The sequence below is a fragment of the Calothrix sp. CBUCES-K 9914 genome, from assembly GCF_059640475.1.
Map to the genome: position 1 here is coordinate 1 of NZ_JBXXZH010000234.1, position 14,723 is coordinate 14,723.

A 14,723-nucleotide genomic window follows, 5' to 3' on the forward strand; every position below is an offset into this window, starting at 1 on the left:
ACTAATCACTTGATTCGCCTTAACAGCAAATCGAAATGACTGCACAATATCTAAAGACTGCACCCCCTGTTTAATATAGATTTTGGCGTTATACAAACCTGGCAGCAAGCAACAACATGGCATTTGCATTTGAATTTCAACGGCGCCACTTTGTATTTGCATTAATTCATTATCACTAGCTGATGTAATATATAAAACGCGCTCATTCTGTCCCGACAAAGCGGAAATAATTACACCAATATTTAAATTTTCAAGATTTTGATAAGCTTTACACTCAATAGCTAAATTAGCAGGTTTACCAGATATTAAAATTGGAATAACTTCACTTTGATTATCTTTAAAGCACAATGAAGTAATATCAACACCCATACTTTCCGCTTCAGGTTTAGCTGGTAAATACATAACACTCGAAGACTCAGAATAATTCACCATATTTAAATCGTCTTCGTAAGCGCGAATCACATCACCAGTATTTCCAGAAGTGATAATATTACCCTTTGCTAAATAAATCGAAGACTCACATACATTCAGTACAACATGTGGATTGTGAGCAACTAAAATAAAAGCTGTACCCTGTTCGCGTAGCTGCGCTAGTTTTTGGTAGCACTTCATTCGGAATTTTATATCACCAACAGCTAATACTTCGTCGATTAATAGTACATCTGGTTCGATGTGAACAGCGCAAGCGAAACCTAAACGTGCTGCCATCCCCGAACTATAAGTTTGTACAGGTGCATCAATGGCAGTATCAATTTCGGCAAAATCAATTACGTCTTTTAACCGTTTGGTAATTTGTTGTGTCGATAATCCTAATATCGACATGTTAGCGTAAATATTTTCACGTCCTGTGAGGATGGGGTTAAAGCCGGCGCCTAATGCAATGAGTGGCGCCACTCTACCACGCACTTTAATACATCCGGTGTCAGGTTTCATCAAACCGCTAATCAAACGTAATAAAGTAGTTTTACCCGCTCCATTGGCGCCGACTAAACCAAGTGCTTCACCTGGTTGTAGTTGTAAACTAATATCTTGTAATGCCCAAAATTCTCCATTACGTAGTTTTTCACTGTTTCTATTTGTACCTGTTATTTCTGTAATAATATCTTGAACACCATATTTTAAAGACTGTTTGAGATTGCGACAGAATTTTTTAGATACATTTTCTACAGTTAAATAAGTCATAATTAGGAACCTACCCGCTCAACAACAAATGGCATTGCGAGACGAAAGGCTATCCATGTTAAGATTAACCCAATAAATGTAATAATGCTGACAATCCAAAACCCTGTAGATTGCGATAAGTTTCCAGTAGTGGCTAATTCGCGCGCTGTAACTAATAAAGGTGTGACGGGGTTAAAGTTTACTAAGGTTCCAAAAATACCTGTTTTGGGAACTGGATATATTACAGGTGTGAGAAATAGCCAAAAACCTGTTATTAATGTTAGTCCTCTGGAAATATCTTGGTATAGTAGACCGAGAGGCGCCAGTAATACACCAACTAATGTACCAAGTAAGATTAAATGAATAATTGCGACAGGAGCTAATATAATTGTCCAAGTGACTGGAATTTGAAACCAAATAAATAAGGCAATAATTAGAAGAATTTTGATAGCGAAGTTAAATAAGGTTTCTCCGAGTTTGGCTATAATTAGTGCCTCGCGCGGAAAGTTGACTTTTGCGAGTATTGGTTTTGCGACTATCACAGCTTGTAATGGTGCTGAAAGTGCTTCAACGAATGTTTGCCAAAGTGCGGTGCTGAAGGTGACGTAAGCTGGGTAGGGTATATCTGTTTTTCCAACTTGAATAACGTTGGCTTGGTTTGCTAAGGTAAATCCTGTTGCCATAACTATTGGTGGTAGAAATGCCCAGGTTATGCCAAGTAAAGATTGACGGTATTGTGCGTTGATATCACGTAACATTAGTCTCCATGCTAGTTCGCGCGATGCGAGGAGGTCTTGCCACATTTCGCGAAGTAGTTTTTTAGGATGTCGGAGACTGCTTTCTGGTGTGTAGATGATTTCTTGTTTCATTATGAGGAGGAGGGAATGAACCACAAAGGACACAAAGGAAGAAAGAGAAAGAGAAAGAAGAGGTTAGGTGTGTTGATATTTTTTGGTGTAGTGGTTGGTTAGGAGTTTGTTTATTGGTTTATCAAGAAGACGTAAGAGTTTGTTGGTGATTTTGGCGCCGACACGAAGAGGGATTTTACTGGTGATTGGGTTGATAATGGTCATATGACGGCGCCATCCTAAGCGTTGATAGCGATTTTTAAAATATTCGTCTTCGGTTAGATTCCATTTTTTGCATAGATGGTGTAGGCTTGCTTTTTCCCAAGCGTCACTCCAACGCAGCATGTAAAAGGGTATATCTGTAAGTTTTAGAGATGTAGTAGGGACGTAGGTTACGATTGATTTTGGTTCTAGGTAGATTGAACCCTTAGCTTTTTGAACAAGCATACAGAAATCTACGTGTTCTTTAGTGTTGAGTAGGTTTTCGTCGAGATAGCCTATTGAAGTAAAGATGTCTCGACGCACTAACATACAATGAAATTCTGCAAGTTTTGTTGATTGTCGTTCAATTTGAGTGTGAACGAGTTGTTTGCCTTGCATATAGATTTTCTCAATGATTCGGCGCCTTTGTATTCCGTTTTTGGTTTCTTCCAAGATTCCTGTTTCTCCACCAGCACAATGAATTTCACTATGTAATGCTGTTCCCTGACATATTAAAGGACTGACTACAGTTGCTTGTGTTTCGTCTGCACACTGTATCAATGACTGCAACCATCCAGATGAAACGATAACGTCATTATCAATGAAAACTACGTATTGGTTAGTAGCTCGCTGCAACCCAAGATTACGCGCATGATTTGGTGAAAGGTAACAATCTTTACGTATCAACTCAAATTTTTTGTTTTTAGCTTCACTTGCTAGATAGTCTTTAATATGTGGAGGTGAACCAGCATCTATATATATCAACTCAAATGGATAGTTCGTATTAGTATAAATACTTGTTAATGATTCGCGTGTGTAACTGAACCGCTCGCGCGGTACGACGATAATAGTTACTTGTGGGTTTGATGTGCTTAACATAGTAATTTTGATTTTAATATAGTGTTTATTTGAATCCCCCCTAGCCTTAATAAGGGGGGGACAAGAGGGGGTTTGAAGTTTCGTTATCAACAGAAGAGTAAGGTGGTTCAAAGCCCCCCTTATTAAGGGGGGTTGGGGGGATCAACTTCTGATATATTTCAACAAGTTCATCATTGAGCTTGTTAATTTCATAATGTTCTTCTACACAACTTCTAGCTGCTTTTCCGATTTCCAACCAAGCATCCTGATGTTCGATAAGATACATTATTTTTTCCGCAATAGCATCTGCATCTCGTTCAGGTACAAGAAAACCAGAAATACCATCTTGGACTAATTCGGGAATACCTCCGTGGAGGGTTGCGATAACTGGTAGTCCCATTGCCATTGCCTCTTTCAAGGTGTTTACAGGTGCGTCTTGGTTCCCATCTTTTGCGGTGACGCTGGGTGCTATGAAGATGTGAGAGTTATTTAAAATTTCAATAATTTCTTGCTGGTTTTTTCTTCCTAGCAAGTTAATTTTACCACTCATATTGAGGGAGTGTATCAATTCTTGTAGATAATCTTGTAAACATCCGGCACCTATAATGTTGTATTCAATGTTCAAATTTGGGTATTGCTCTATAAATTTTGCAACACCGCGTATTCCGTATTCAATTCCTTTTTTCTCAATCAAACGACCTGTTGTGACAATTTTAATTTGACCGTTGTCGCTAATATTACGCGGTTTAAAAACAAATCGGCTACAATCGATTCCAGAACCATGCACAACTATTTTATTTTCATCACACCCTAGTTTTATCGCGCGGTTACGAAAGAATTGGCAGTTGCTAAGAAAAAAGTCACCGTCATGGAACAATTTTTCATAAACACTGTCTCCATATTCTTTGACATACCAACTAATATCATACCCACGGAACGAGGTAACTAACTTGCCTTGAATGGCGCCTATCTCACGCAGTATGACACCTTCAATACCGAACATTCCAAATTGACAGTGGATGATATCGTATGCTCGTGATGGTAGTAAGGGTATAACTAAATAAAATAACCTCAACGAAGCTGCACGCCTACCGTATTTTAATAAATTCAGCGACCGCAGTATTATCTTATATGAGGAGCGGAACTTAACAGCTAATTTTATCGCCTTAAGCAGGCGCCAGACATAATTCTTCGGAACAGACGGTGCGTAATATGTATGTTCTAACAAATTAAAACGTAGAACATCAGGATGAACTTTAGGTGTATCATCCAATTGACGCGCGTAAATATCAACTTGGTGTCCACGTGTGATTAAACCAACAGCTTGATTTAAAACAAACGTCTCCGTGAGTGCAGGAAATTTCTCGACTATAAAAGCAATTTTCATAGCTTAACCAACAGCTTACTTGCTGTTTAAATGCTGTTTATTAAGGTACATATAGTGGTCATTAATAGGGATAAGCAGTAAATATTTTCTTGGAGATAATATTTACATATAGTATATCTTTGTTGTCTCTTTATACCAGTTTATAAGCAAATCCAAAAATAACCAGTGATTTTACTCACACACATGTAAAACTTTTCACCTATTCTCTGTGTTATCCGTGTCTCTATGGTAAAAATATCAACCGTAGAAACTGTAGAGTCAAATATCGTTACATTACTAGTATTGTTGTAATACTTGATTTACCATGTCTTTAACAGAAGAAGTTCTCGCACGTCTACCAGGTAACATATGGGGTGGGTTACAGCGTGCTGATGCCTTACTCGAAAAATTGCGCGAAGGTAACATTCCTGTACCCACAGTAGTTACAGAGAATTCTGAGCTTATTGGCAATATTGAATCGGATGTGGTAATTTGCGGTGGTACGCTAGGAATATTGATAGGCGCCGCTTTGGCACTTCGAGGCGCCTCAGTCGTACTATTAGAAAGAGGTATTTTAAAGGGAAGAGAACAAGAGTGGAATATTTCACGCCATGAGCTACAAGTATTTGTAGAGTTAGGACTGCTTACAGAGCAAGAATTACAAAAAGCAATAGTTACAGAATATAATCCCGCGCGGGTCGCATTTCACGAAGGTGTAGAAGTTTGGGTAAAAGACGTACTTAATATAGGAGTAGACCCAGCATACCTACTAGAGACGCTCAAGCAAAAATTTCTAGAGAAAGGCGGTAAGTTATATGAAAATACCCCATTCCAAGAAGCCGTTGTACATCCAGACGGTATAATTATTAATAAGCAATATAAAACCAGACTTTTGATAGATGCGATGGGGCACTTTTCACCCATTGTGCAACAAGCGCGCGGCGGAAAGAAACCTGATGCACTTTGTTTAGTTGTTGGAACATGTGCCCAAGGTTTTCCGGAAAACCGAACCGGTGACTTGTTGTTATCTAACACACCCTTGCACAACCAGTGTCAGTACTTTTGGGAAGCATTCCCAGCAATAGACGGAAGAACAACATACATGTTTACTTACATGGATGCAAATTTGCGGCGCCCTAATTTAGCAGAACTCTTTGAGGACTATCTCCAATTAATGCCTCAATACCAAGGTGTGGAATTAAAACAGCTTGATATTAAGCGTGCATTATTTGGATATTTTCCATCATATCGAGAAAGCCCTTTAAAAACACCATTTAATCGCATCTTACCAGTTGGAGACAGTAGTGGCAGCCAGTCACCATTAAGTTTTGGGGGTTTTGGGGCAATGGTGCGACATCTACGCAGGTTGACACAAGGTGTAGAAGAAGCGCTTGCGAGTGATGAGTTATCAAGTAAAGCTTTATCATTACTTCAACCATATCAACCGAACTTAACAGTTACATGGTTATTTCAGAAAGCGATGAGTGTAGGTATTGAGCAAAAAGTAGGCGCCAACCAAATAAATAATTTGTTATCAGCAGTATTTATCGAAATGCAAAAACTAGGAGAACCAATACTCAAACCATTTTTGCAAGATGTGATTCAATTTTCAGGGTTAACACAAACTTTATTAAAAACAGGTTTACAGCATCCGCTACTAGTAATGAAAATAATACTTCAAGTTGGAATTATTGCATTGCTCGACTGGACGGTGCATTACATTAACCTTGGTATTTACTCAATCTTATATTCATTAAATCAACATATGAAACCTTGGGTAGAAAGATTATCATTACAACAACAATATTACTGGCACCGTCGCATCGACGCATGGAAATATGGTTCAGGAGCAGACTATTTTGATTGAAAACCCGATGTTGTAGAGACGCGAAATTTCGCGTCTCTACACGTATACCAATTCAAACAAATTATAAAAACCTCATAAAAAACATGTTAGAAAAAAGAACCACAGGAAACAGAAACTTTACAACATTAATCAACCTGCTGAGAGAGCGTCAAACCTTCCTAGAAGAAATACGCCAAGGAGTAAGACTACCAACAAAAATAATCTCGCTACTAGTATGTAGTTCCCTATTCCTAGCAATATACGGAGGAATAATAGGCGCCTATCACAGTTGGATGCAAGCACTATCATCTGCTGTAAAGCTACCAGCATTATACCTACTAACCCTATTAATCTGCCTACCAACCCTATACTTCTCCAACATAATATTTGGTTCCAAACGCTCATTTCCCCAACACTTTGCCCTAGTATTAACAGCAGTATCAGTAATCAGCGTATTACTATTTAGTTTCGCACCAATAACACTCTTCTTTTTAATAACTACAAACAACTACCAATTTCTAATCCTCTTAAACGTCGTCATTTTTTCTCTGACAGGATTTATTGGTATATCCTCACTACACCAAGCAGCAAAAATAGTCTTAGAACAAGACGGAGAAGGAAGCGACGTGCGTCGTAAAATCATCCGCTCTTGGCTACTACTATACGCATTCGTAGGAAGCCAACTAGGATGGACACTACGACCATTCTTTGGCACACCCGACTCAGCATTTCAACTATTTAGAGAACGAGAAGGAAACTTTTACCTAAGCGTACTGCAATCAATAATGTACTTATTAGGTGTCCGCTCGTAAGAAGGTGCGTGAAAGCAGTTTAATTTTTTACCTTGCTCTTGATTGTAATGGCTTTCACGCACCCTACCTTTCCCCCTCTTCCTTTGTGTCCTTTGTGCCTTTGTGGTTAAATAAAAAAAATCATGCTTCAACAAAAAAAGACAAACAACATCCAACACTTCACAGTCCTACTTAGCCTACTAAGAGACCGTCAAAACTTCCTAGAAGAAATAAAACAAAGCATACGTCTACAAAGCAAAGCAACATCATTATTCGTATCCAGTTCTATATTCTTTGCAATATACGGCGCCATAATAGGTTCATCCCACAGCTTTGCCCAAGCATTATCAGGCGCCATCAAACTACCAGCATTTTACCTACTTACACTAATAATCTGTTTCCCCACCTTATTCTTCTTCAACGTACTATTTGGTTCCCGCAGTAGCGTCCAACAGCACTTTGTCGTATTAATGACAGCAATCTCAGTAATTAGCGTCTTACTATTTAGCTTCGCGCCAGTAACACTATTCTTCTTAATCACCGCTCCTAAAGCATACCAATTTTTCAAACTACTAAACGTTGCCATCTTTGGCATCACAGGATTCTTCGGCATAAAATTTCTATACGAAGGAATGCAGTTACTATCAGAACTGGATGAAGTCGGCAAAAAAACCCGTACCACTATATTAAGGTCATGGTTACTACTATATGCCTTCATCGGAATGCAACTAGGTTGGTTCCTACGACCATTCTTTGGTTCACCAGATACCAAGTTCGAGATGTTTAGAGCAGTACAAGGCAACTTCTATCTGGATATAGTATCAGCAATCTCCGAAATTTTAGGCAATCGCTAATATTTTAAATTGTGGAACAGGCATCCCTGCTTGTGATTTCTATGTCTTTTTATTTACCACAGAGACTATTAGGGAACAGAGGTAAGAGCAATGAACCACAAAGGCACAAAGGTCACAAAGGAAGAGAAGTAGGGTGTGTGAAAGCTATTACAATCTTTACGCTTATTAAAAAATTAGGCAGCTTTCACGCACCTTACGATAGGCTATACATCTACTAAATAAATTCTCAGAAAATTGATTCTCGATTTCGTACATTTGTTCTAAAACAATTACTCCTTACTCGTACAGATGGCATAACTTAAACAAGCGTGAATGTCTTCAACAACAATACCTGGGTAGTTACGGAGAATTTCATCAGTCGTCCAACCTTGGGCAAGGAGGTCAATAATAAATTCGACAGTAAGACGAGTACCTTTAATAATGGGTTTGCCAACAAGGATATTGGAATCAATAATAATTCGCGATTGCGAGTCCATAGCTTTAAGTTGAATGCTAGGGAATACTATTATACTATATATGATAGAAGTATAAAGGGTTAAAAGCTAATGTTTGAAAGTCATCAAGTTCTTAGCATCTCACCCGAAGTTATGGGTGGAACTCCAGTTTTTACAGGTACAAGAGTTCCTGTGCAAACTCTTTTAGATTATCTAAAAGCTGGAGAATCAATAGATGATTTTTTAGATGGGTTTCCAACCGTCAGTAGAGAGCAAGTAATTGCACTGCTTGAGGAAGTAGAAAAACACATAATTTTAACTGCTGCCTAAGTATGAAACTTTTGTTAGATGAATGCATTGACCGGAAGCTGGCAAGAGAGTTTACTAATTATGAAGTAAAAACAGTTCCTACTATGGGATGGGCAGGAATTAAGAATGGTCAACTCCTTGCCCTTGCAGAAAAAGAATTTGATGTTTTTATCACAGTAGACCGCAACTTGTCATTTCAACAAAATTTAACCCAATTCAATATTGCTGTGGTTGTTTTGCAAGCTTCTACGAATCGACTAGCAGACTTAAAACCTTTAGTGCCAAAGATATTAGAGATTTTACCTTCTACAACTAAAGGTCAAGCTACGGTTGTTAGTTTATAAATGAATGTACTAATTGTGCTTCCCATTAATATACTATTAAAGTTGGTTTTTCCAGTGGTCTAACCCTGCAAGAAGAATATTTTCTAGCCAAGATTGAAATCTTTGAGTAACAAAGTTTTCTTGCTCTGTATACGAGAATTGGAAGATTTCGCTACATAAAATATCAGGCTTATCGAAAATTACTTCTTGCTGTTCTGTTTTATCTCGATACTCAATAAAGGCAGATGCAGCCATAATACCAAAAAACTCGGCGCCTAATGCATGAAATGAAAGAGTAATTTCAGTTTGTCTATCTTCTTTAATTTTTAGTCGAATCCAAGAATGGTAAGTCCTGGTATCAGCGTAATATTCTAATATTTTAGCAGTGTGAACTACTTGTTGTCTAAACCAGTCAGCATTAGTTTCAACACTTCGTTCGACCAAAGCAAAATAACTTGATTCTATTTGTTTTAATTCGTTATTTAAAGCAGAAGCAACTGCTCTAAACTTTTCTTCTGCAATAATTTCGAGCTTTTGAGAAAGTTTAAATGCAGAACTTTGTGTTTGCTGCATAGATTTTTGTTTTCTAGCTTTTAAACGTTCTATACCTATTAAAATAACTTTCTTTATTGGCTCATGGTCTTTGACAACATTTTCTGAGAGACTTAATGCTTTAACAAATGCTTTTTTTTGAAGTTTTACAAATAAACCAATCAAACTTAACAAATTTCCTCTGTCAGCTTGTTCTAATGCGTCAAGGTATTCATCCCGGTAATAACGTGTGACAACAAGAGGAAAGCAATTAGCTTTGATAAAAATAAGCGAAGCTAACGCGCGCGCAACCCGTCCATTACCATCTTGGAATGGATGAATTTGGGAAAATCTATGATGTAACCAAGCGGCTTCAACTTCTGGTGGTACTCGTTGTTTTATATGCTCCAAATGCATACTAATTAAACGTTCCATTTCTGGTTGAACCTGCATTGGAGGGCAATACTCATAAATTCTATCTTTACGAGTTGGATTATTTGGACGTTGTTTCCACTGTCCGTGTAGAAGGGGTACTTGAACTTTACGCCCAAAAGCATCAATCGCATCAACAGTTTTTTGATGCTGTGTTAAAATTTGATGTAATTCTCTAATAAAGAAAAGTGAAAGTTCGCGTTCATCTCGTGCAAAACCAAATAATGCTTCTAAAGCCTCTTGGTGAGCAAGCAAAAATGGAACTATTAGTTCTGCTGGCTTATTAGCCGCATCATAGGTAATTAAAGCTGTTTGAATTCCTTTTTCAATTAGAAGCTGTGTTGTGTCTTTATTAATAAAATAAATATTTTCAATAATACCGGTTTCAATTGCCCATTCTCGACTTAATTGTTCGTTGAACTTTTTAAGTGCATCTGAATATTGGAGTTTTTCAGCCTGACTTCTCCAAATTTCAGTAACACTTTCGAGTTCAGATGATGCTAACGCTACCCTGTTTACAGGTAAATCTTCAATTGGTTCCCATTTGTTACGAATTAATACCATAGTTATTTCCTCTACGTATAAGTATAAATCTATGCCCGCAGTCCTAGCCCTTTAATTAATATTTTTTCTTGTAGACGTGAGAAAAGGTTAATTAAACGTGTTATATTTCCTGAATCCGCAGCTTCCGAAGCATTAATATATTCTTGGCGGTCATTACGGGTAATTACTATAGGGAATAATCCTTGACGTATAAATATTAATGATGCTAAAGTCCGAGCAACTCGACCATTCCCATCTTGAAAAGGATGAATTTGTGTAAAGCGATGATGTAACCAAGCAGCTTCAATTTCAGGTGGTACGCCTATCTCTAAATGATTGTTGTGCATTTCAACCAAACGCTCCATTTCTGATATAACTTGTTCAGGAGGGCAGTACTGGTGTATAATCCCATCTGGACGCTTAGGGTTATTCGATTGATATTTCCATTGTCCATGCAATAAAGGTATTTCAACAAGATTTTCAAATGAATCTTGTGCCCATGTAGTTGCTTGATTCCTTGTTAATGCTTGATGTAGCTCTTTAATGTAGAAAACTGAAAGATTTCTTTCTTTCGTTACAAAAACAAACAATCCTTCAATTTTCTTAGGAACACTTAACTCAGCCAATCTAACTTCAGAGCTTATAGTTGGTAAGCTTAATTCAATACCTTTCTCAATAATAACCTGTGTCGTACCTCTATCAGTCGAATAAAGATATTCAAGCATATCGACTTCAGATAACCACTCAGAGCGCAAACTATCCTTAAAAGTTTCTAAAATTGTTGAGTCTTGAAGTTGTTGTACGCGGTTTTTCCAGGCATTTATTAGTATTTCTAATTGAGAAGAACGCAAATTGCTCCAATTTTCAGGGAGGTCATCAATAGGTTGCCATAAATAAGGAGACATTTACATTCTTCCTTTTAAAATTTTTGATTTATTGTAAAAATATAAATACTTAGGTACTATCATTGTCTAAAATTGACTACTGCTGGTTGTCAAATTAGTACATTAAAGCGAAATGATTGCTCGAAGAACGCACAGGCGCCATTCAACTACGAATATAAATGATGGTTCAGGATGTTTCTCCCTATAACTTTAAGTTAAGTATACAAATACTATTATACTATAGTAATATGTAAGTAGAGACGCGATTAATCGGGTCTCTACAAAAATGTGCGAATTTTGCGAACTACTCAGGCGCCTTGCTAAAACCCTATTTTTTACAAATAAAGTCAAGACAAAGTTGAAGAAATGCTGAAAAATATTAGCCACGCAAGTAAATATAGATACTATGTACTTACATAATTAATTATCTAAAATAGAATCTTAATGCAGTTGCGTCAATATTTGTACTTAGTTTTGAGTCTCGTGACTTTGGGAACATCAGGTATATTTTGGAAACTATCATATTCTGCCACACAAATACCATCTCCGGAAGTAGCCGCGCGTCAAGCAGAAGAACTCAGTCCAGAGAAGTTGACGCAGATAGAAGTTGATGAGGAGATACGGGATAAGCTACGGACTGACCCAGCTTGGCAAGAGATAGCAGCAGCTATTCAACAAGATATTATGGTTTTGAAGTGGGGTAAGGGTAAACCACAAAATCCTGTTTGGAAAAAATACGGTGCTTCTTCATATCCTTTACTCGATTATTACACTCGCTCTAAAGATGATGTTCGTCAAGAATATGGTGTACTGGGTATTCGTAGTTTGGGTAAACCTTATACTACTTTATGGTTAACGCGGCATTTGCAACGAAAATTAACAACGCCAGAAATTTCTTTAGTGACAGGAAGTTTAAAGAGCTTGCGTGATGGTACGTATGATGATATTAAAAATGAGAAAGAGTAGCAAAAAGAATTTGGGTTAGATGATAAGGCAGTACGCGACCGCTTAATTCAACTCGCGCGTACAAATCTCAAACCAGATACATCTGCTACTGAATTTCAATACAATAATTATTATCAGTTCAATAATTCCGAGTTTAATAAAGATTTTCTTGCGGCACTGGGTTACGACGCAATATATCCACAACCTTCATCTCAAGACCCTAAACCGTTGAATTTACCTCAGTGGTCTAAGTTTGAAAAATTAAAACAACCAAGTCAAAATCAAATTAAGGATGCTATCACATATTACCGTGGTTTGGCGCCTGCAATTCAAGAACGAATATTAGTAGAGCGTTTAGGAATCATCAAAGCTGGTAAAATTCATCTTATCGGTAAATCTATTTTACAAAACTTTGCAAATGACTCAAAATCTCCTGACCAAGTTTGGGCAATTGCTGAACTTGAACGTCATGGAGATTCGGAAGGAACAAAATTATTACAAAATATTATTAACAATAATATTGGAAAGCTTCAACCGTTGACGCGCGCTGCTGGCTACGAAAGCCATTCAATTAGAAGAACTCATGCTTACTATTTATTGGTTAATATTGCTCAGAAATATCCCCAGTCTAAGTTTATCAAAGGATGTCGTGAGTATGGTGATTTAACAGGAAAATCTTACTTTGACGGCGCCGAACGTAGCAAAGCTATTCGTGACCGTAATGCTAAAAAGGCGCCAGCACAACAAACAAAAGAGTGGGTTGAATGGCTGAGTCGTTACCCGAACCATCCAGGTGCTGATGATGCAACTTATCGTTTAGCTCGCGCGCTACAGGAACAAAACGATATTATGGCAGCTACGCGACTGTGGATAAAAATGATGACACAGCCGATGGGTGATAAAGATGCCGTATATTTGGCTTATCCTTATTTACGTTCGTTATTAGATGTGGGTTTAACGACCGAGCAGCTAGAAACACTGTTAACAGAACCTGATAATAAACCAATAGCTCCTTTGCTGCAATATGCTTTATCAGTAAAATATGCCAGAGTTCAGAATTACACCAAAGCCTTACAAACTTCAGAAAAATTAGATTTAACAAAAATGCCTACCGAAGTTTTAGGCAGCTACTACAATTACAACCCTTACTGGTGGACAGGTGCATCTCAAACTCCAACAGCATATGCTCAGAAACAAACGCAAATTATGCTGACTGAACAAAGGCAGCGCTGGCAAAATTTACTAAAATGGCAACAGGAAAATACACCAGATTCTCAATATCGTATTGCTTTAAACTGGGCAAGTGCAGGTGGTTGGAAAAATGGTTATATGGCAATTTGGGATGGTTTTCGAGCATGGCATTTACCCATGAGTGACTGTGAAACTTGGTGGGTTTGCAATACGCAACGACGCGGCGCCAGCGTAGTACAAAAACTTTATCAAGAATCAAGTCAAAATGCTGTAGCAATATCACTATATCAAAAGCTGCTAGCAAACCCTAATATATCCCCGCAAATGCGAGAAAAAACGCTTTACCAAATAGCAGCAACTTTATTATGGCAATTTGAAAATCATCCAGAAGCTGAAACGCTTCGTATCCATCCTCCTGCGAATGTCCCAGGAAAACCGCAAAATATATTTTATGGCGCCAGTTACCCAAATAATGGTAATTGGGAAGACTCAGATAAACAAATACGACAAGATTATCAAAGTCGTATAGACCAAATCATCAGCGAATTACAAATTAAGTTTCCCCAAAGTACATATATAGACGATTTAATGTTCTCCAATTATTACCTCAGCGGTCAACGTGAGTATTTGCAACAAATTGTACAGCGATATCCAAATTCTGACCGTGCAGTACCAGCAAAGTTTCTCTTAGAAAATAGAACTAAATAATTGAAATATCCACAAAAGGTGTTGCTAATATAGTTTTATACCGCCATACATTTTATACTTATTATTTTATAACTATTATTGCAAAAATTATTGTATAGTCTATATTCAGATTATACACAATATCTATTTGTATGGCTAATAAAAAAGGACAAAAAAGAGAATACCCCTATACTGCACAACGAAGTGAAGGAGCGCCATCAAATCGTAGTGACTCCCACTGCATGGGAGAACATGAAAAGCGAAGCTAACGCACGCAATATGAGCGTAAGCGAATTGATAGAAAAATTTGGACGTAGCTTAAGCAATTAAGAACATATTTACTATACTCTGGATGTGTGAAGCAGGCGGATTTTATTAGTATCGGTAGGCGCCCCTTGTAATATATATAGTTTTCGTTACTCACCCTGCCTATTTATTCTTAATTAAGACACCTCACAATACTGCTCGGTTAAGGGAAATAGAGGTAAAAAAGTACTAAACATAGTTCGCGTTTATAAA

General features: G+C 37.6%; 14 protein-coding genes. 7 read left to right on the forward strand and 7 right to left on the reverse strand.

The features are described 5' to 3' along the window. The 4 genes from AC2JBO_RS34920 to AC2JBO_RS34935 form a co-directional block, all read right to left on the reverse strand. The coding region (locus AC2JBO_RS34920; protein WP_496958233.1) for an ABC transporter ATP-binding protein at window positions 1-1,182 on the reverse strand (1,182 nt) is incomplete at its 3' end. Window positions 1,183-1,184: 2 nt separating this feature from the next. After that, a complete protein-coding gene (locus AC2JBO_RS34925) occupies window positions 1,185-2,030 on the reverse strand; it encodes an ABC transporter permease (RefSeq protein WP_496958234.1) in 846 nt (281 codons plus the stop codon). A 63-nt stretch (window positions 2,031-2,093) separates the two neighbouring features. After that, entirely contained in the window at window positions 2,094-3,089 is a 996-nt protein-coding gene (locus tag AC2JBO_RS34930; protein ID WP_496958235.1) for a glycosyltransferase family 2 protein, read from the reverse strand. Window positions 3,090-3,135: 46 nt separating this feature from the next. After that, complete coding sequence (locus AC2JBO_RS34935; protein ID WP_496958236.1) at window positions 3,136-4,455, reverse strand: glycosyltransferase; 1,320 nt, start codon at window positions 4,453-4,455, stop codon at window positions 3,136-3,138. Window positions 4,456-4,759: 304 nt separating this feature from the next. Between AC2JBO_RS34935 and AC2JBO_RS34940 the strand changes: the two genes are divergently transcribed. From AC2JBO_RS34940 to AC2JBO_RS34950, 3 genes are all read left to right on the forward strand, one after another. After that, window positions 4,760-6,301 (forward strand): FAD-dependent oxidoreductase, encoded by a 1,542-nt coding sequence (locus AC2JBO_RS34940; protein ID WP_496958237.1) that lies wholly within the window; start codon window positions 4,760-4,762, stop codon window positions 6,299-6,301. Between the two features lie 83 nt (window positions 6,302-6,384). Continuing rightward, on the forward strand, window positions 6,385-7,092 hold the full coding sequence (locus tag AC2JBO_RS34945) for an actin-binding WH2 domain-containing protein (protein ID WP_496958238.1): 708 nt from the start codon (window positions 6,385-6,387) through the stop codon (window positions 7,090-7,092). 122 nt (window positions 7,093-7,214) lie between these two features. Next, complete coding sequence (locus AC2JBO_RS34950; RefSeq protein WP_496958239.1) at window positions 7,215-7,925, forward strand: actin-binding WH2 domain-containing protein; 711 nt, start codon at window positions 7,215-7,217, stop codon at window positions 7,923-7,925. A gap of 269 nt (window positions 7,926-8,194) precedes the next feature. On the opposite strand, the gene AC2JBO_RS34955 is transcribed toward AC2JBO_RS34950, so the two are convergent. After that, the gene (locus AC2JBO_RS34955) at window positions 8,195-8,401 is read right to left on the reverse strand and encodes a DUF433 domain-containing protein (protein WP_496958240.1); all 207 of its coding nucleotides are present in this window, start codon (window positions 8,399-8,401) and stop codon (window positions 8,195-8,197) included. Between the two features lie 69 nt (window positions 8,402-8,470). On the opposite strand from AC2JBO_RS34955, the gene AC2JBO_RS34960 reads away from it, so the two are divergent. Together AC2JBO_RS34960 and AC2JBO_RS34965 are read left to right on the forward strand one after the other, a co-directional pair. Beyond that, window positions 8,471-8,689: a DUF433 domain-containing protein gene (locus tag AC2JBO_RS34960; RefSeq protein WP_496958241.1), complete on the forward strand. Its 219-nt coding sequence runs from the start codon at window positions 8,471-8,473 to the stop codon at window positions 8,687-8,689. A 2-nt stretch (window positions 8,690-8,691) separates the two neighbouring features. Next, window positions 8,692-9,012: a DUF5615 family PIN-like protein gene (locus AC2JBO_RS34965; protein WP_496958242.1), complete on the forward strand. Its 321-nt coding sequence runs from the start codon at window positions 8,692-8,694 to the stop codon at window positions 9,010-9,012. A 36-nt stretch (window positions 9,013-9,048) separates the two neighbouring features. Here AC2JBO_RS34965 and AC2JBO_RS34970 read toward each other — a convergent pair whose 3' ends face one another. Continuing rightward, window positions 9,049-10,518 (reverse strand): Fic family protein, encoded by a 1,470-nt coding sequence (locus AC2JBO_RS34970; protein ID WP_496958243.1) that lies wholly within the window; start codon window positions 10,516-10,518, stop codon window positions 9,049-9,051. A gap of 29 nt (window positions 10,519-10,547) precedes the next feature. After that, window positions 10,548-11,402, reverse strand: a complete 855-nt coding sequence (locus AC2JBO_RS34975) for a Fic family protein (protein ID WP_496958244.1) — start codon at window positions 11,400-11,402, stop codon at window positions 10,548-10,550. A 423-nt stretch (window positions 11,403-11,825) separates the two neighbouring features. Here AC2JBO_RS34975 and AC2JBO_RS34980 point away from each other — a divergent pair, with 423 nt between their 5' ends. Both AC2JBO_RS34980 and AC2JBO_RS34985 read left to right on the forward strand, forming a co-directional pair. Beyond that, entirely contained in the window at window positions 11,826-12,347 is a 522-nt protein-coding gene (locus AC2JBO_RS34980) for a hypothetical protein (protein ID WP_496958245.1), read from the forward strand. Between the two features lie 207 nt (window positions 12,348-12,554). Then, window positions 12,555-14,225 (forward strand): hypothetical protein, encoded by a 1,671-nt coding sequence (locus AC2JBO_RS34985; protein WP_496958246.1) that lies wholly within the window; start codon window positions 12,555-12,557, stop codon window positions 14,223-14,225. Window positions 14,226-14,723: the final 498 nt, after the last annotated feature.